This is a genomic window from Streptococcus sp. HMSC34B10 (assembly GCF_001839505.1).
Lineage (GTDB): Bacteria > Bacillota > Bacilli > Lactobacillales > Streptococcaceae > Streptococcus > Streptococcus peroris.
Map to the genome: position 1 here is coordinate 109,548 of NZ_KV841556.1, position 16,683 is coordinate 126,230.

Here is a 16,683-nt window from a genome sequence, read left to right on the forward strand (position 1 = left end):
TGTGATGGATAATATTATTGACGTTTCTATTCCTGTTGCGGAAGTGGTGGACAAGCATCCCGAAGTTTTAGAAATCCTAGTGGAGCTCGGTTTTAAACCTCTCGCCAACCCAATCATGCGCAATACAGTTGGTCGGAAAGTATCTCTTAAACAAGGCTCTAAGCTTGAAGGAACTCCTATGGATAAGATTGTGCGTACGCTTGAAGCAAATGGATATGAAGTGATTGGATTAGATTAATGGCAGATGAACGAATTCATGTCCTTCGGGATATTTTATTAGAATTGCATAATGGGGCTTCGCCTGAGTCCGTTCAGGAGCGCTTTGATGCAACCTTTACAGGCGTTTCAGCCATTGAGATTTCCCTCATGGAGCATGAGTTGATGAACTCGGATTCAGGTGTCACCTTCGAAGATGTCATGGAACTCTGTGATGTCCATGCTAATCTTTTTAAAAACGCCGTGAAGGGCGTTGAAGTTGAGGATACAGAACATCCAGGTCATCCTGTGCGTGTCTTTAAGGACGAAAATCTAGCTCTTCGTGCAGCCTTGATTCGTGTTCGTAGATTGTTAGACACTTATGAGTCAATGGAAGACGAGGAAATGCTTGCGGAAATGCGTAAGGGTTTGGTTCGCCAAATGGGACTTGTAGGGCAGTTTGACCGTCACTATCAACGCAAGGAAGAACTCTTCTTTCCTATCATGGAGCGTTATGGACATGATTCACCACCAAAGGTTATGTGGGGAGTGGATGACCAGATTAGGGAACTCTATCAAAAAGCCATGTCTACAGTCAAGTCACTACCAGAGGTATCCATTAGTACTGTAAAGAAAGATTTTGAAGCTTTTGCGACAGAATTTGAAAGTATGATTTTCAAGGAAGAGTCCATCCTTCTCATGATTCTGCTCGAGTCTTTCACCCAGGATGACTGGATTCAGATTGCTGAAGAAAGTGACGCCTATGGATATGCCATTATCCGTCCGTCTGAGAAATGGGTTCCTGAACGTCAAAGTTTTGTTGAGGAGAAAAGTGTAGAAGAACCAACTCAGCTAGAAACTGTAGATGGACAAGTTCAGCAAGTGATTGATACGCCAGAAGGTCAGTTTACCATTACCTTTACTCCTAAGGAAAAGGAAATAGTGCTAGACCGTAATAGTCAACAGGCTTTTGGCAATGGCTATCTTTCAGTTGAACAAGCAAATCTTATCCTCAATCACCTGCCTATGGAGATTACCTTTGTTAATAAGGATGATATCTTCCAGTATTATAATGACAATACACCAGCGGATGAGATGATTTTCAAGCGGACGCCGTCCCAGGTCGGGAGAAATGTTGAGCTTTGTCACCCACCCAAGTATCTGGACAAGGTAAAAACCATTATGAAAGGCCTTCGTGAGGGAAAAAGGGACAAGTACGAGATGTGGTTCAAGTCAGAATCACGAGGCAAGTTTGTCCATGTCACCTACGCAGCTGTCCACGATCAAGCAGGCGAATTTCAAGGAGTCTTGGAGTATGTTCAGGACATCCAACCCTACCGTGATATAGATACAGATTACTACCGTGGATTAGAATAAGGAGAACAAATGAGTTACGAACGTGATTTTATGAAGGACTTTGAAGAGTGGGTCAACACTCAGGTTATGATTAACGAAATGGCACACAAGGAAAGTCAAAAGGTCTATGAAGAAGATCAAGATGAGCGCGCTAAAGATGCCATGATTCGCTACGAGAGTCGCTTAGATGCCTACCAGTTCTTACTAGGTAAATTTGAAAACTTCAAGGCAGGCAAGGGATTCCATGATTTACCAGAAGGTTTGTTTGGCGAGAGAAATTATTAATGTTTAGAAATTAGAAAGGGGAGTGGAACTCCCTTTTTCATTGTTCCTTGAGCCTTTTTGTGTTACAATGTTAGCATGAAAACGAAAAATATTATTAAAACAGGTTTAGTTGTGGCAGGACTTGGAGCACTCGCCTTTGGAGCAAAGAAAGTAGCCGATGAGCACAAGCTCATGAAGACGCAAGAAGAGTTGACTGCGATTGTGCGTGACTACTTTTCAGAGATGGGTGAAATCGCGACTCTCTATGTCCAAGTATATGAAAGCAATTTAGAGCGTCTTGTTGGTGGTGTCATTTTTGAAGATGGTCGTCACTATACCTTTGTCTATGAAGATGAAGATCTCATCTACGAGGAGGAAGTCTTATGATTTCTCCTAAGAGTATCGAAGAATTAGCAAATCTAGTAGAGCAGGGTGGGAAGAAGGCCTTCCTTTTTGTTGCGGATTGGTGTGGTGATTGCCGTTATATCTATCCTGCCTTGCCAGAGATTGAAGAGGAAAATCCAGAGTTCACTTTTATACGGGTAGATCGAGATGAGTACATAGAGCTTGCTAAACTTTGGGATGTATACGGAATTCCTAGTCTTGTTGTATTAGACAAGGACAAGGAGATTGGACGTTTTGTCAATCGTGACCGTAAAACCAAGGAGCAAATCAATGACTTTTTAGCAGGATTGAAATAGGAGAAAAAGAAAGAATGATTTTCACATATAACAAAGAATATGTCGGAGATGTCCTTATGGTCATCGTGAAAAACAGTGGAGATGCCAAACTAGATGTTGAACGTAAAGGCAATGTGGCGCGTGTTTTCCTAAAAGAAACTGGTGAAACTGTCGCATGGAACATTTTTGAAGTTTCTAGCATGTTTGAAATCGCTGAGCGCGGGCAAGTCTTTTTAACTGACGAGCAAGTAGCACGTTTGAACCAAGGGTTGCAGGTGCAAGGATTTGCTGAAGAAATCATCAATGACAAGGAACCCAAATTTGTGGTCGGTGAAATTCTAGAGATGGTTGCGCATCCAGATAGTGACCACCTAAATATCTGCCAGGTTGCTGTTGGAAATGACAAAACAGTACAAATCGTTGCAGGTGCTCCTAATGCGCGTGTCGGATTGAAAACCATTGTAGCTCTTCCAGGTGCGATGATGCCAAAAGGCAATCTCATTTTTCCAGGGGAACTTCGTGGAGAAAAGAGTTTTGGGATGATGTGTAGTCCTCGTGAACTTGCCTTGCCAAATGCTCCGCAAAAACGTGGTGTCATTGAATTATCAGACGACCAAGTAGTTGGAACACCCTTTGACCCAGCTACACACTGGACTGCTTAATCACTAAAAGTGATTTATAATCTTTGCTTGAGGAAAATAGGATGGCAAAAAATGTTGTGATCACAGGTGCAACATCAGGTATCGGTGAAGCCATTGCGCGTGCCTATCTAGGAAAAGGTGAGAATGTTGTACTCACAGGACGTCGAACAGAAAGACTCCAAGCTCTCCAAGCTGAGTTTTCAGAAGCCTTTCCAAATCAAAAAGTCTGGACCTTTCCGTTAGATGTCACAGATATGAGCATGGTAAAGACTGTTTGTTCAGAAATTTTAGAGACAGTAGGTCAGGTTGATATCTTGGTCAATAATGCTGGACTGGCTCTAGGCTTATCGCCTTATCAGGACTATGAAGAGTTGGATATGCTGATCATGCTGGATACCAATGTCAAGGGTTTCATGGTAGTTACACGCTGTCTCTTACCTTCCATGGTAGCAGCCAATCAAGGGCATATTATCAATATGGGTTCTACTGCAGGTATATACGCCTATGCTGGTGCGGCGGTTTATGCAGCAACCAAGGCTGCAGTCAAGACCTTTTCGGATGGCTTACGGATTGATACTATAGCTACAGATATCAAGGTAACGACCATTCAACCTGGTATTGTCGAGACTGATTTTTCAAAAGTCCGTTTTCATGGTGATGAAGCACGAGCTGCGACGGTCTATCAAGGGCTTGAAGCCTTGCAGGCACAAGATATCGCTGATGCAGTAGTTTATGTGACCAGTCAACCACGAAGAGTACAAATCACAGATATGACCATCATGGCCAATCAACAAGCAACTGGTTTTATGATTCATAGAGATTAATATTATTTTAAAAAAAGTTACAAATTTTGTAACTTTTTTTATTTTCCTTCGAATAGGTAAGTAGGAGGATGAAAAATGTATAATAAAGTTATTATGATTGGACGCTTGACGTCTACACCAGAATTGCACAAAACTAACAACGACAAGTCTGTAGCTCGTGCGACGATTGCTATTAACCGTCGTTTCAAGGATCAAAATGGAGAACGTGAAGCTGATTTTATCAATATTGTAGTCTGGGGCAAACTTGCTGAAACTTTGGCTAGCTACGCTACTAAAGGCAGTCTCATTTCTGTTGATGGGGAACTTCGTACCCGTAAGTTCGAGAAGAATGGTCAGACCAACTATGTGACCGAAGTTCTCGCCACAGGCTTCCAACTTTTGGAAAGTCGTGCCCAACGTGCTATGCGTGAAAATAATGCAGGTCAAGACTTGGCAGATTTAGTCTTGGAAGAGGAGGAACTTCCCTTTTAAAATGGCAAGAGTTAGAGAGCTTTCTCCAACTCTTTTTTAATACAATAAATCAGACTTTTTTCTTGACTATTTCTGACCAAGTGATACAATAGAATCATAAGTTAGCACTCTAACATTAAGAGTGCTAAAATGAATGAATAGGAACTGGAGGAAAACAGATGTTGAAACCATTAGGAGACCGAGTGGTCTTAAAGATTGAAGAAAAAGAACAAACTGTTGGGGGATTTGTCCTTGCAGGAACAGCGCAAGAAAAAACAAAAACAGCTAAAGTAGTGGCTACTGGACAAGGTGTTCGTACATTGAGTGGCGAACTAGTAGCTCCAAGTGTAAAAGTTGGAGATCAAGTTTTAGTGGAAGCCCATGCAGGTATTGATGTCAAAGATGGTGATGAAAAATACATCATCGTAGGCGAAGCTAATATCTTAGCAATTGTAGAAGAATAGAAAGAGGTATTAAAATGTCAAAAGAAATTAAATTTTCATCTGATGCACGCTCAGCAATGGTGCGTGGTGTTGATACATTGGCCGATACAGTCAAAGTAACCTTAGGTCCTAAAGGTCGTAACGTCGTTCTTGAAAAATCATTCGGTTCACCATTGATTACCAATGATGGTGTAACAATCGCCAAAGAAATTGAATTAGAAGACCATTTTGAAAACATGGGTGCCAAATTGGTATCAGAAGTAGCTTCTAAGACCAACGATATCGCTGGTGACGGGACAACTACTGCAACAGTTTTGACTCAGGCTATCGTTCGTGAAGGAATTAAAAACGTCACTGCCGGTGCAAATCCAATCGGTATTCGTCGTGGGATTGAAGCTGCGGTTGCAGCAGCTGTCGAAAATTTGAAAGACACTGCAATTCCAGTAGCCAACAAAGAAGCCATCGCTCAAGTTGCAGCAGTATCTTCTCGCTCTGAAAAAGTTGGTGAGTATATTTCTGAAGCCATGGAAAAAGTTGGTAAAGATGGTGTTATTACAATTGAAGAATCACGTGGTATGGCTACGGAACTTGAAGTTGTCGAAGGGATGCAATTTGATCGCGGTTATTTGTCACAATACATGGTGACTGATAACGAAAAGATGGTAGCAGAACTTGAAAATCCATACATTTTAATCACCGATAAGAAAATTTCAAATATCCAAGAAGTGTTACCATTATTGGAAAGTATTCTTCAAAGTAGCCGTCCACTCCTAATCATTGCTGATGATGTAGATGGTGAAGCCCTCCCAACACTTGTTTTGAATAAAATTCGTGGTACTTTCAATGTTGTTGCTGTCAAAGCTCCAGGATTTGGTGATCGGCGCAAAGCCATGTTGGAAGATATTGCCATCTTAACTGGCGGTACCGTCATTACAGAAGATCTTGGTCTTGAGTTGAAGGATGCTACTATAGAAGCGCTTGGTCAAGCAGCTAAAGTCACTGTTGAAAAAGACAGTACAGTAATCGTTGAGGGTGCAGGAAATTCTGAAGCCATTGCCAACCGTGTCGCAGTCATCAAGTCCCAAATCGAAACAACAACATCAGAATTTGATCGTGAAAAACTCCAAGAACGTTTGGCAAAATTGTCTGGTGGAGTTGCTGTTATTAAGGTTGGTGCCGCAACAGAAACTGAATTGAAAGAAATGAAACTTCGTATCGAAGACGCGCTTAATGCAACTCGTGCAGCGGTAGAAGAAGGAATCGTTGCCGGAGGTGGTACAGCTCTTGTCAATGTGATTCCAGCGGTTGCTAATTTGGAATTGACTGGAGATGAAGCTACAGGACGTAATATTGTTCTGCGTGCCTTAGAAGAACCAGTCCGTCAAATTGCTCATAATGCTGGTTATGAAGGTTCTATTGTTATTGACCGTCTAAAGAATGCTGAAGCAGGTACAGGATTTAATGCTGCTACAGGAGAATGGGTCAATATGATTGAAGCAGGAATCATTGATCCAGTCAAGGTTAGCCGTTCAGCATTACAAAATGCTGCATCAGTAGCAAGCTTGATCTTAACAACCGAAGCAGTTGTTGCTAATAAACCAGAACCAGCTGCTCCAGCGCCAGCGATGGATCCATCAATGATGGGCGGTTATTAGAAAAACCAAAAAGGTAGGAATTTTAAATTCCTACCTTTTTAATCTGAACTAGAATCTTGTCGGTTCATAAAAAAGAGGAAGATATTCTTCCTCTTTATCTTATGGTTTAATTACATCAACGCCACCCATGTATGGGCGAAGAACTTCAGGGATAGTCACAGAACCATCTTCGTTTTGATAATTTTCAAGAATAGCTGCAACTGTACGTCCAACTGCAAGACCAGATCCGTTCAAGGTATGAAGAAGTTTAACCTTGCCGTCAGCTTCATCACGATAGCGGATTTGCGCACGACGAGCTTGGAAATCTTCTGTATTTGAACAGCTAGAGATTTCACGATAAGTATTTTGAGCTGGAATCCAAACTTCCAAGTCATAAGTCTTAGCTGCAGAGAATCCCATATCTCCAGTTGAAAGAGCCACTACTCGGTATGGAAGATTGAGTTTTTGGAGGATATTTTCGGCATTGCCAACCATTTTTTCCAATTCATCATAAGATTCTTCTGGTTTAGCAAATTTGACCATTTCAACCTTGTGGAATTGGTGCAAACGGATCAAACCACGAGTATCACGGCCAGCTGAACCAGCTTCAGAACGGAATGATGGGCTCATAGCTGTAAAGTAGATTGGTAAGTCTTTCCCATCAAGAATTTCATCACGATAGTAGTTTGTTAAGGGTACTTCAGCAGTAGGGATAAGGACATAATTTGTGTCGCTTAGTTCAAAGGTATCTTCTTTAAATTTTGGATATTGTCCTGTACCAAACATAGAATCATGGTTGACCATGTATGGAGGGATGACTTCTGTATAGCCTTCTTTTGCGTGTTCATCTAACATGAAGTTGTAGATGGCACGTTCTAGTTTTGCACCGAGCCCTTTATAGAAGAGGAAGCGAGCTCCGGTAACTTTCGCACCGCGTTCCCAGTCTAGGATGCCTAGGGCTTCTCCTAAGTCCCAGTGAGCTTTAACGTCAAAGCCGAAATCACGAGGAGTTCCCCAACGGCGAACTTCGACATTGTCATTTTCATCAGCTCCAACGGGCACGCTATCAGCAGGAATATTTGGAAGAGTGGTGGTAAATTCTGTTAACTTAGCATCGATTTCTGCCAATTCTGCATCTAATGATTTGATATCAGCAGAGAGAGCTTGCATGGCAGTGATTTTGTCATCCGCATTTTCTTTGTTGCGTTTAGCTTGGGCAATTTCGGCAGAAACAGTGTTGCGTTCAGATTTAAGAGTTTCAACCTTGACCAAGATGTCTCGACGTTTGGCATCGATTTCTTTCATCTCATTCAAAGTAGCAGCGGCTACCCCACGTGTAGCCAGTTTTTTAGCGACAGTATCAAAATCTGTGCGGATTCGTTTGATATCTAACATAAGAACTCCTTTATGATAAAAAGCACACCTATTAAAGCGTTGGAGTGGCAGGGCCACGGTTCCATCCAACTTCACAGATGTGCACTTGATTATGTATGTAATTGAGAATAACGGTAGAATTTCACCTATCCCTCCTATCTGCTCGCAACAACCGCAGACTTTCTAAAAGAAGGGGATAACCTACTTATCCGTTGTTATGATTATACTAAAGTTTCTATTTTTTTGCAAATAGATTTTTAATTTTTTGACCGATGATTTGGATGAGAGTAGGAAGTTTGACAACTTTATCATTGCCTAGCTTTTCACGAGCAATTTTAAGAATTTTTCCAGAATCTTTTGAGGCGAAGAGAAATTTTCCTTGGTCTGTAAAAACTTCAAAATGACGACTAACCTTACGACCCGAAACATTGGCACCGATTTGATTAACACTGATCCAAGGAATTTGGATATAATCCTCAATATTGCGATCTGAGTAAAATTCTAAGGCTTGGTCTCCTACCAAAAATTTTCCAACTTTTCCTTGTATAGAGAGGTAAGAAGTTCCAGTAGTTTGTAGGTCAACGACCTTGTTGAGAGATTGTGCCATGTTTAATCTTCCTTACTTTCACCGAAAAAGGCTTGGTAGAGAGCTTTGATAGCAGCCTTTTCTTGATCTTTATGGACCACGAACATGATGGAAACTTCACTAGAACCTTGGGACATCATCTGGATATTAATCTTGTTTTCAGATAGGGCACGAGTAGCTGTAGCAGTAACCCCGATATGACTCTTCATTTTTTCACCCACAATCATAATGATTGAGAGATCGTGTTCAATTTCAGCGTGGTCCACTTCGGCTTTTTGGACCAATTGACGAATGATTTCTTCCTCTTTGATAGGAGTCAGTTCGCGTGAACGTAAAATAACAGAAAGGTCATCGATACCAGTTGGCATATGTTCCCAACCAATATTTAAATCTTCGAGAATTTGAAGTACTTTACGACCAAAACCAATTTCGCGGTTCATCAGATACTTAGACACATTGATGCTGACAAAGCCAGAGTCGCCAGCAATTCCAACTACCGGGAATTTATCGCTACTATGTTGAAGTACAATTCGAGTACCTGGGTGGTCAGGATTATTGGTATTTTTGATAACGAGAGGAATCTTTCCGCGGTAGGCTGGAAGGAGTGCTTCGTCATGGAGTACAGAGAATCCAGCATAGGCTAGTTCCCGCATTTCACGGTAAGTTAATTCAGGAATTGAGTGTGGTTCGTGAATAATACCAGGATGTGCTGCAAAAATCCCATTGACATCTGTAAAGTTTTCGTAAAGGTCTGCTTTGACACCTGCAGCAATGATGGAACCTGTGATATCAGATCCTCCACGGGAGAAGGTACAGATTTGATTATCTTTGGTTACACCAAAGAATCCAGGAATAACAAGGACTTCTGTGCCATTATTGAGTTCTTCAATTTTATCATAGCTTGAAGGAATGATGCGAGCATTACCAGGTTCACTGGTAACAACAATACCAGCTTCTCGTGGATGAACGTAGCGAGCCTCTAATCCATTTTGGTTAAAGTAAGCTGCAATGAGTTTTGCATTATTATTTTCCCCAGCAGCAAGAAAGGTATCGTAAAGAAATTCGTTGTTTTCAATTGGGAGGGTAGTGAGAGCACGGATACTTTTAGAAATTCGTTCTAAAACAGCTGGTTTAAGTCCTAGTTCGCTAACCATAGCTGCATAACGATTGATAATCCAGTTTTGGCTAGTACTGATATCATTTCCTGCAACATAATCACGATAATATTTAATCAAAGCATCCGTAACCTTGGTATCTTCAGCATTACGTTTTCCTGGTGCAGATACAACTACAAAACGACGTTCAGGGTCACTTTTTACAATGTTTAAAACCTTTTTTAACTGGCTTGCAGAGGCAAGTGAACTTCCTCCAAATTTTACAACCTTCATAAGTACTCCTAAGATAGTATTTTATACGATTATAGCAGAAAGAAGGTCTTTTTTCAATCTGGAATAGGGAAGACCACATCTTCTTTGAGGTCTTGACATGATAATTTCAACCTAGCTATTATAAGTATTGAAAATGTTCTTTAAAAAAATCGGATGATACACTTTTATTCGATTTTCGCTTGTATAAATGAATAGAAAAAGATATACTTTGATAATAGAATCATTTAATCTGCTGTTTAAATTAAAGGAGTGGCTATGAATCATATTATCTTTCAAATTCAAGACGATTTAGCAACAATTACTTTAAATCGTCCCGAGGTGGCAAATGGTTTCCATATTCCTATGTGTGAAGAAATTTTAGAAGCACTGGAATTAGCTGAAAAAGACAATTCTGTTTCATTTATTCTCATCAATGCTGCAGGCAAGGTGTTTTCTGTCGGTGGAGACTTAGTTGAGATGAAACGTGCTGTCGATGAGGATGATATCGCTTCTCTAACTAGAATCGCTGAATTGGTCAATACTATTTCTTATAAGATTAAACAGATTCCTAAACCGGTTATCATGGAAGTGGACGGAGCAGTTGCTGGAGCTGCAGCTAATATGGCCTTGGCAGTTGATTTCTGTATCGCATCTGACAAGTCTAAATTTATACAGGCCTTTGTCGGTGTAGGATTGGCTCCTGATGCAGGTGGTTTATTCTTGCTTACCCGATCTTTAGGTGCAACTCGAGCGACGCAACTAGCGATGACAGGTGAGGCTTTTACTGCTGAAAAAGCCATGGAAGCAGGAGCTTTGTATCGCCTATGTACAAGCGAACAATTAGAGAAAACAAGAGAGCAATTATTGAAGAAGTTGAGACGTGGTTCTTCAAATTCCTATGCTGCGATTAAGAAGCTAGTGTGGGAAAGCGAATTTAAACAGTGGCACGAGTATGCTCAACTAGAATTAGAATTACAGAAATCACTATCATATACGGAAGATTTTAAAGAAGGTGTTCGTGCACATTCGGAAAGAAGACGTCCAAAATTTGTCGGGAAATAAAAAATACTTGCACAATTCTTTGAAGTTTGATATACTTTTTTTGTCAAATGTTTTGATAATGAAACTTTTTTGGTGAGGAGGGAAGAGAAATGGACTACCAACAAGTCAATGACTATTTAACATCAATTTTTAATAACGTCCTAGTGATTGAGGAAGTTAGTTTGCGAGGTAGTCGTTTCAAGGATATCTCTATCAAAGAAATGCACACGATTGATGTTATCGGTAAGTATCCAGATGTGACTCCGAGTCAAGTTTCCAAAGAGTTGATGGTGACTCTAGGGACTGTGACAACGAGCTTAAACAATTTGGAGCGAAAAGGATACATCGAACGGATTCGTTCAGATCAAGATCGTCGTGTAGTACATCTGCATTTGACAAAGAAAGGTCGCCTCGTACATCGTCTTCATAAACGCTTCCATAAGGCTATGGTCGAAAGAATTATCGAAGGCATGAGTCCTGAAGAGATGACTGTTATGGGTAAAGGATTGACTAATCTTTATCACTTTTTGGAGGATTTGAAATAATGGCTTTTGCAAAAATAAGCCAGGTCGCTCATTATGCTCCAGAGCAAATTGTCACTAACGAAGACTTGGCTCAGATCATGGAAACGAGTGATGAATGGATTTCAAGTCGGACAGGGATTAAAGAACGTCATATTTCTAAGGCACAATCAACAGGAGATTTAGCGACAGAAGTTGCAAGGCGGCTTCTAGAGAAGGCAGGGATTTCTGCTGAAGAGCTGGATTTTATTATACTTGCTACTATGACGCCTGACTCCATGATGCCTTCAACAGCAGCTCGTGTCCAAGCAAAAATTGGCGCTCATAAGGCTTTTGCCTATGATTTAACAGCTGCTTGTAGTGGGTTTGTCTTTGCTCTATCAACTGCAGAGAAGTTCATATCTTCAGGAGTTTATCGCAAGGGTCTGGTTATCGGAAGTGAAACCATGTCAAAAACCTTGGACTGGTCTGACCGCTCAACAGCTGTCTTGTTCGGAGATGGAGCTGGTGGGGTCCTACTAGAGGCAAGTGACCAAGAACATTTCTTGGCAGAAAGTCTCAATAGTGATGGTTCGCGTGGCGAATGTCTTACTTATGGTCAGACAGGGTTAATTTCACCGTTTTCAATTCAAGAAGAAGCAGATATTTTCTTGAAAATGGATGGTAGAGCAGTTTTCGACTTTGCAATTCGAGATGTGGCTGAATCCATTAAGGAGACCATCGACAAGAGTCCAATATCAGCAAATGAACTTGATTATCTCTTGCTTCATCAGGCTAATATTCGAATCTTAGATAAGATGGCTAGAAAAATCGGTGTCGATCGTGACAAGCTTCCTGCTAATATGATGAAGTATGGCAATACAAGTGCGGCAAGTATCCCGATCTTACTTTCAGAGTGTGTAGAAGAAGGGCTCATCCATATGGATGGCAGCCAAAAAATTCTCTTGTCAGGTTTCGGTGGAGGATTGACATGGGGCACACTTATTGTTACAATTTAGGTATCATGTGGTAAACACATTGTTATAAAATTTTTTATTTTAAAGGAGTCTATCATGGCAGTATTTGAAAAAGTACAAGAAATCATCGTTGAAGAACTTGGAAAAGATGCTTCAGAAGTAACACTTGAATCTTCTTTTGAAGATTTAGATGCAGATTCATTGGACTTGTTCCAAGTAATCTCAGAAATCGAAGACGCTTTTGATATCCAAATCGAAGCTGAAGACAACTTGAAAACAGTTGGTGACTTGGTTGCTTATGTTGAAGAGCAAACAAAATAATTAAAATAAATAAAGAAGGAGTAGGGGAGACCCACTCCCTCTTGTTTAGGTAATAGTTTGACGGTCAAATTATAATGTTGTCGAACTATTACGTAAGCAAGACTTGTGGAGGCAATATGAAAACACGTATCACTGAACTATTAAATATCAAATATCCTATCTTCCAAGGTGGAATGGCCTGGGTGGCTGATGGTGACTTGGCTGGAGCTGTTTCAAAAGCTGGTGGTCTTGGGATCATTGGTGGAGGAAACGCACCTAAAGAAGTGGTCAAAGCCAATATTGATAAGATTAAATCTTTAACAGACAAGCCTTTTGGTGTCAACATTATGCTCTTATCTCCTTTCGTTGAAGATATTGTTGACCTTGTCATTGAAGAAGGGGTTAAGGTAGTTACGACTGGTGCAGGAAATCCAAGTAAGTATATGGAACGATTCCATGAAGCTGGCATTACCGTTATTCCTGTAGTTCCAAGTGTCGCTTTGGCTAAACGTATGGAAAAAATCGGTGCAGATGCCGTTGTTGCCGAAGGTATGGAAGCTGGTGGACACATTGGTAAATTAACGACCATGACCTTGGTACGTCAAGTTGCGGCGGCTGTTTCAATTCCTGTTATCGCCGCAGGTGGTATTGCAGACGGTGAGGGAGCTGCTGCTGGATTTATGCTTGGTGCAGAAGCCGTGCAAGTAGGAACTCGTTTTGTAGTTGCCAAAGAATCAAACGCCCATCCAAACTATAAAGCTAAAATTTTAAAAGCTCGTGATATCGATACTACTATTTCAGCACAACATTTTGGTCATGCAGTTCGTGCCATCAAAAACCAATTGACTCGAGACTTCGAGCAAGCTGAAAAAGATGCCTTTAAACAAGAAAATCCTGATTTGGAAATCTTTGAACAAATGGGTGCGGGAGCTCTAGCTAAAGCTGTTGTCCATGGTGACGTGGATGGCGGTTCAGTGATGGCCGGCCAGATTGCAGGTTTGGTTTCTAAAGAAGAAACTGTTGAAGAAATCTTAAAAGATATCTACTATGGTGCAGCTGAGAAAATTCAATCGGAAGCCGCTCGTTGGGCAGGAGTTACAAGAAATGACTAAAACAGCCTTTCTATTTGCAGGTCAAGGAGCGCAGCACCTAGGAATGGGGCGCGAACTCTATGATCAATATGCTATCGTCAAGGAAACAATTGACCAAGCCAGCCAAGTCTTAGGTTATGATCTTCGTGACTTGATTGATAATGATGAAGCAAAGCTAAACCAGACTCGTTACACGCAACCTGCTATTTTAGCTACATCCGTTGCTATTTACCGACTATTAAAGGAAAAGGGTTTCCAACCTGATATGGTGGCAGGTTTATCACTTGGAGAATACTCTGCTCTTGTGGCTAGTGGTGCCTTGGATTTCGAAGATGCAGTAGCTTTAGTTGCTAAGCGTGGAGCTTATATGGAGGAAGCCGCTCCTGCAGGGTCTGGCAAAATGGTAGCTGTACTCAATACACCAGTTGAAGTTATCGAAAAAACTTGTCAAGAAGCTTCTCAACTTGGTGTTGTAACTCCAGCCAACTACAATACCCCAAGCCAAATTGTTATTGGTGGTGAAGTAGCTGCAGTAGATCACGCAGTTGAACTCTTGCAAGAAGCGGGTGCAAAACGCTTAATTCCTTTAAATGTTTCTGGACCTTTCCATACAGCCTTATTGGAGCATGCTAGTCAAAAATTAGCTCAAGCTTTAGATAACGTTGAGTTTAGTGACTTTGCTTGTCCACTTGTTGGAAATACAGAAGCGAAGGTCATGGAAAAAGAACGAATTGCAGAACTTTTGACTCGTCAAGTCAAGGAGCCTGTCCGTTTTTATGAAAGTATTGCAGTGATGCAAGAAGCTGGTGTCACTCGTTTTATCGAGATTGGACCTGGTAAAGTCTTGTCAGGATTTGTCAAAAAGATTGATAAAACTGCTCAACTTGCTAATGTTGAAGATCAAGCAAGTTTACAAGCACTCTTAGAAAATTAGACCAAAATGGTAGAAGTTCTGAAAGGAGAAAAATGAAACTAGAACAGAAAAATGTCTTTATTACAGGCTCAAGTCGAGGAATTGGTCTTGCCATTGCTCATAAATTTGCTAGCTTGGGAGCCAACGTTGTCTTGAATAGTCGTGGTGAAATCTCCGAGGAGCTTCTAGCTGAGTTTAAACCATACGGGGTGAAGGTCCTTGCTATTTCTGGTGATGTTTCAGACTTTACGGATGCTAAACGCATGGTGGAACAAGCCATTGAAGAGTTGGGCTCAGTTGATATCCTAGTTAATAATGCCGGGATTACTCAAGACACTCTTATGCTGAAGATGACAGAAGAAGATTTTGAGAAGGTCTTAAAAGTTAATCTGACAGGTGCCTTCAATATGACACAAGCTGTTTTGAAACAGATGATAAAAGCACGTGAAGGCGCTATTATCAATATGTCTAGTGTTGTTGGTTTGATGGGGAACATCGGTCAAGCTAACTACGCTGCTTCCAAGGCTGGTTTGATTGGATTTACCAAATCAGTAGCACGTGAGGTAGCCAATCGTAATGTGCGTGTCAATGCCATTGCGCCTGGAATGATTGAATCTGATATGACAGCAGTTCTATCTGATAAGGTAAAAGATGCCATGTTGGCACAAATTCCGATGAAACAATTTGGCCAAGCTGAGCAAGTCGCAGAGGTCACAGCCTTTCTTGCAAGCCAAGATTATCTAACGGGACAAGTCATTGCAATTGATGGTGGACTAACCATGCAATAAGAGTTAAAATAGAGGTATGAAAATGAAACTAAATCGAGTAGTAGTAACAGGTTATGGATTAACATCTCCAATTGGCAATACGCCAGAAGAATTTTGGAATAGTCTAAAAGATGGAAAGATTGGAATTAGTGAAATTACCAAGTTTGATCACAGTGCTTATGACGTTCATAATGCCGCTGAGATTAATGATTTTCCTTTTGACAAATATTTTGTGAAAAAAGACACCAATCGTTTTGATGACTATTCTTTGTATGCCTTATATGCATCTCAAGAGGCAGTGAATAATGCAAATCTTGATCTAGAAGCTGTCAACAAAGACCGTTTTGGTGTCATCGTTGCATCAGGTATTGGTGGAATCAGAGAAATCGAAGACCAAGTCCTTCGACTTCATGAAAAAGGACCAAAGCGTGTTAAACCATTAACACTTCCAAAAGCCTTGCCAAATATGGCTGCAGGAAATGTTGCCATGCGCTTTGGTGCCAATGGTATCTGTAAATCTATCAATACAGCATGTGCTTCATCAAATGATGCTATTGGAGATGCCTTCCGTTCTATCAAGTTTGGCTTCCAAGATATCATGTTGGTTGGTGGTTCAGAATCATCTATTACTCCATTTGCGATTGCAGGTTTCCAAGCCTTAACAGCTCTTTCAACAACGGAGGATCCAACTCGTGCTTCTATTCCATTTGACAAAGATCGTAATGGATTTGTCATGGGTGAAGGTTCAGGTATGTTGGTTCTTGAAAGCTTAGAACATGCTGAAAAACGCGGAGCAACTATCCTAGCTGAAGTTGTCGGTTACGGGAATACTTGTGATGCCTACCATATGACTTCACCACATCCTGAAGGTCAAGGGGCTATTAAAGCAATCAAACTTGCCTTGGAAGAAGCTGAGATTACACCAGACCAAGTTGCTTATGTCAATGCTCACGGTACATCAACTCCTGCTAATGAAAAGGGAGAAAGTGGAGCTATTGTAGCGGTTCTTGGTAAGGAAGTACCTGTTTCTTCAACCAAATCATTTACAGGACACTTGCTCGGCGCAGCGGGTGCAGTTGAAGCCATTGCAACAATTGAAGCAATCCGTCACAATTATGTTCCAATGACAGCCGGGACAACAGAATTATCAGACTACATTGAAGCAAATGTTATTTACGGACAAGGCTTGGAACGTGAAATTCCTTATGCTATCTCAAACACTTTTGGATTTGGTGGGCATAATGCAGTTCTTGCTTTCAAACGTTGGGAGAATAAGTAAA

General features: G+C 41.0%; 21 protein-coding genes. 18 read left to right on the forward strand and 3 right to left on the reverse strand.

Annotation, left to right across the window (positions count from 1 at the left end):
* The first annotated feature begins 4 nt into the window (after nt 1-4).
* The 10 genes from HMPREF3237_RS06110 (at nt 5) to groL (ending at nt 6,508) form a co-directional block, all read left to right on the forward strand.
* Nucleotides 5-238 carry a DUF1858 domain-containing protein gene (locus HMPREF3237_RS06110; RefSeq protein ID WP_006144975.1) on the forward strand — a complete coding sequence of 78 codons (234 nt, stop codon included), beginning with the start codon at nt 5-7 and terminating at the stop codon, nt 236-238.
* Complete coding sequence (locus HMPREF3237_RS06115) at nt 238-1,572, forward strand: DUF438 domain-containing protein (RefSeq protein ID WP_070889179.1); 1,335 nt, start codon at nt 238-240, stop codon at nt 1,570-1,572. The genes HMPREF3237_RS06110 and HMPREF3237_RS06115 overlap by 1 nt, the downstream gene beginning before the upstream one ends.
* Nucleotides 1,573-1,581: 9 nt before the next feature.
* On the forward strand, nt 1,582-1,836 hold the full coding sequence (locus HMPREF3237_RS06120) for a DUF1912 family protein (protein ID WP_070889180.1): 255 nt from the start codon (nt 1,582-1,584) through the stop codon (nt 1,834-1,836).
* Between the two features lie 75 nt (nt 1,837-1,911).
* A complete protein-coding gene (locus HMPREF3237_RS06125) occupies nt 1,912-2,202 on the forward strand; it encodes a DUF4651 domain-containing protein (protein ID WP_070889181.1) in 291 nt (96 codons plus the stop codon).
* A complete protein-coding gene (locus HMPREF3237_RS06130; RefSeq protein WP_070889182.1) occupies nt 2,199-2,516 on the forward strand; it encodes a thioredoxin family protein in 318 nt (105 codons plus the stop codon). Before HMPREF3237_RS06125 ends, HMPREF3237_RS06130 begins: the two co-directional genes overlap by 4 nt.
* A gap of 14 nt (nt 2,517-2,530) precedes the next feature.
* Nucleotides 2,531-3,157, forward strand: coding sequence for a YtpR family tRNA-binding protein (ytpR, locus tag HMPREF3237_RS06135; RefSeq protein ID WP_070889183.1), 627 nt, complete (start codon nt 2,531-2,533; stop codon nt 3,155-3,157).
* A gap of 41 nt (nt 3,158-3,198) precedes the next feature.
* Nucleotides 3,199-3,960 carry an SDR family NAD(P)-dependent oxidoreductase gene (locus HMPREF3237_RS06140; protein ID WP_070889184.1) on the forward strand — a complete coding sequence of 254 codons (762 nt, stop codon included), beginning with the start codon at nt 3,199-3,201 and terminating at the stop codon, nt 3,958-3,960.
* A 75-nt stretch (nt 3,961-4,035) separates the two neighbouring features.
* Nucleotides 4,036-4,431: a single-stranded DNA-binding protein gene (locus tag HMPREF3237_RS06145; RefSeq protein WP_006144984.1), complete on the forward strand. Its 396-nt coding sequence runs from the start codon at nt 4,036-4,038 to the stop codon at nt 4,429-4,431.
* Nucleotides 4,432-4,589: 158 nt separating this feature from the next.
* The gene (gene groES, locus HMPREF3237_RS06150; RefSeq protein WP_070889185.1) at nt 4,590-4,874 is read left to right on the forward strand and encodes a co-chaperone GroES; all 285 of its coding nucleotides are present in this window, start codon (nt 4,590-4,592) and stop codon (nt 4,872-4,874) included.
* A gap of 14 nt (nt 4,875-4,888) precedes the next feature.
* Nucleotides 4,889-6,508: a chaperonin GroEL gene (gene groL, locus HMPREF3237_RS06155; protein WP_006144995.1), complete on the forward strand. Its 1,620-nt coding sequence runs from the start codon at nt 4,889-4,891 to the stop codon at nt 6,506-6,508.
* A 99-nt stretch (nt 6,509-6,607) separates the two neighbouring features.
* Here groL and serS read toward each other — a convergent pair whose 3' ends face one another.
* The 3 genes from serS to HMPREF3237_RS06170 form a co-directional block, all read right to left on the reverse strand.
* Nucleotides 6,608-7,882 carry a serine--tRNA ligase gene (gene serS, locus HMPREF3237_RS06160; protein ID WP_070889186.1) on the reverse strand — a complete coding sequence of 425 codons (1,275 nt, stop codon included), beginning with the start codon at nt 7,880-7,882 and terminating at the stop codon, nt 6,608-6,610.
* Nucleotides 7,883-8,096: 214 nt separating this feature from the next.
* Nucleotides 8,097-8,468, reverse strand: coding sequence for a DUF956 family protein (locus HMPREF3237_RS06165; protein WP_070889187.1), 372 nt, complete (start codon nt 8,466-8,468; stop codon nt 8,097-8,099).
* 2 nt (nt 8,469-8,470) lie between these two features.
* Nucleotides 8,471-9,835, reverse strand: coding sequence for an aspartate kinase (locus tag HMPREF3237_RS06170; protein ID WP_070889188.1), 1,365 nt, complete (start codon nt 9,833-9,835; stop codon nt 8,471-8,473).
* 255 nt (nt 9,836-10,090) lie between these two features.
* On the opposite strand from HMPREF3237_RS06170, the gene HMPREF3237_RS06175 reads away from it, so the two are divergent.
* The 8 genes from HMPREF3237_RS06175 to fabF all read left to right on the forward strand — a co-directional run bounded on the left by HMPREF3237_RS06175 (nt 10,091) and on the right by fabF (nt 16,682).
* Nucleotides 10,091-10,876, forward strand: a complete 786-nt coding sequence (locus tag HMPREF3237_RS06175) for an enoyl-CoA hydratase (RefSeq protein ID WP_006145001.1) — start codon at nt 10,091-10,093, stop codon at nt 10,874-10,876.
* Nucleotides 10,877-10,965: 89 nt separating this feature from the next.
* Nucleotides 10,966-11,400, forward strand: a complete 435-nt coding sequence (locus tag HMPREF3237_RS06180) for a fatty acid biosynthesis transcriptional regulator FabT (protein WP_006145003.1) — start codon at nt 10,966-10,968, stop codon at nt 11,398-11,400.
* Complete coding sequence (locus HMPREF3237_RS06185) at nt 11,400-12,374, forward strand: beta-ketoacyl-ACP synthase III (protein WP_070889189.1); 975 nt, start codon at nt 11,400-11,402, stop codon at nt 12,372-12,374. The genes HMPREF3237_RS06180 and HMPREF3237_RS06185 overlap by 1 nt, the downstream gene beginning before the upstream one ends.
* A gap of 54 nt (nt 12,375-12,428) precedes the next feature.
* Nucleotides 12,429-12,653 carry an acyl carrier protein gene (locus HMPREF3237_RS06190; protein ID WP_006145005.1) on the forward strand — a complete coding sequence of 75 codons (225 nt, stop codon included), beginning with the start codon at nt 12,429-12,431 and terminating at the stop codon, nt 12,651-12,653.
* A gap of 116 nt (nt 12,654-12,769) precedes the next feature.
* Complete coding sequence (gene fabK / locus HMPREF3237_RS06195) at nt 12,770-13,744, forward strand: enoyl-[acyl-carrier-protein] reductase FabK (protein WP_070889190.1); 975 nt, start codon at nt 12,770-12,772, stop codon at nt 13,742-13,744.
* Complete coding sequence (fabD, locus tag HMPREF3237_RS06200) at nt 13,737-14,657, forward strand: ACP S-malonyltransferase (protein ID WP_070889191.1); 921 nt, start codon at nt 13,737-13,739, stop codon at nt 14,655-14,657. The genes fabK and fabD overlap by 8 nt, the downstream gene beginning before the upstream one ends.
* A 32-nt stretch (nt 14,658-14,689) precedes the next feature.
* A complete protein-coding gene (gene fabG, locus HMPREF3237_RS06205) occupies nt 14,690-15,424 on the forward strand; it encodes a 3-oxoacyl-[acyl-carrier-protein] reductase (RefSeq protein WP_070889192.1) in 735 nt (244 codons plus the stop codon).
* A gap of 22 nt (nt 15,425-15,446) precedes the next feature.
* A complete protein-coding gene (gene fabF, locus HMPREF3237_RS06210) occupies nt 15,447-16,682 on the forward strand; it encodes a beta-ketoacyl-ACP synthase II (RefSeq protein ID WP_070889193.1) in 1,236 nt (411 codons plus the stop codon).
* The last annotated feature ends 1 nt before the right edge of the window (nt 16,683 follow it).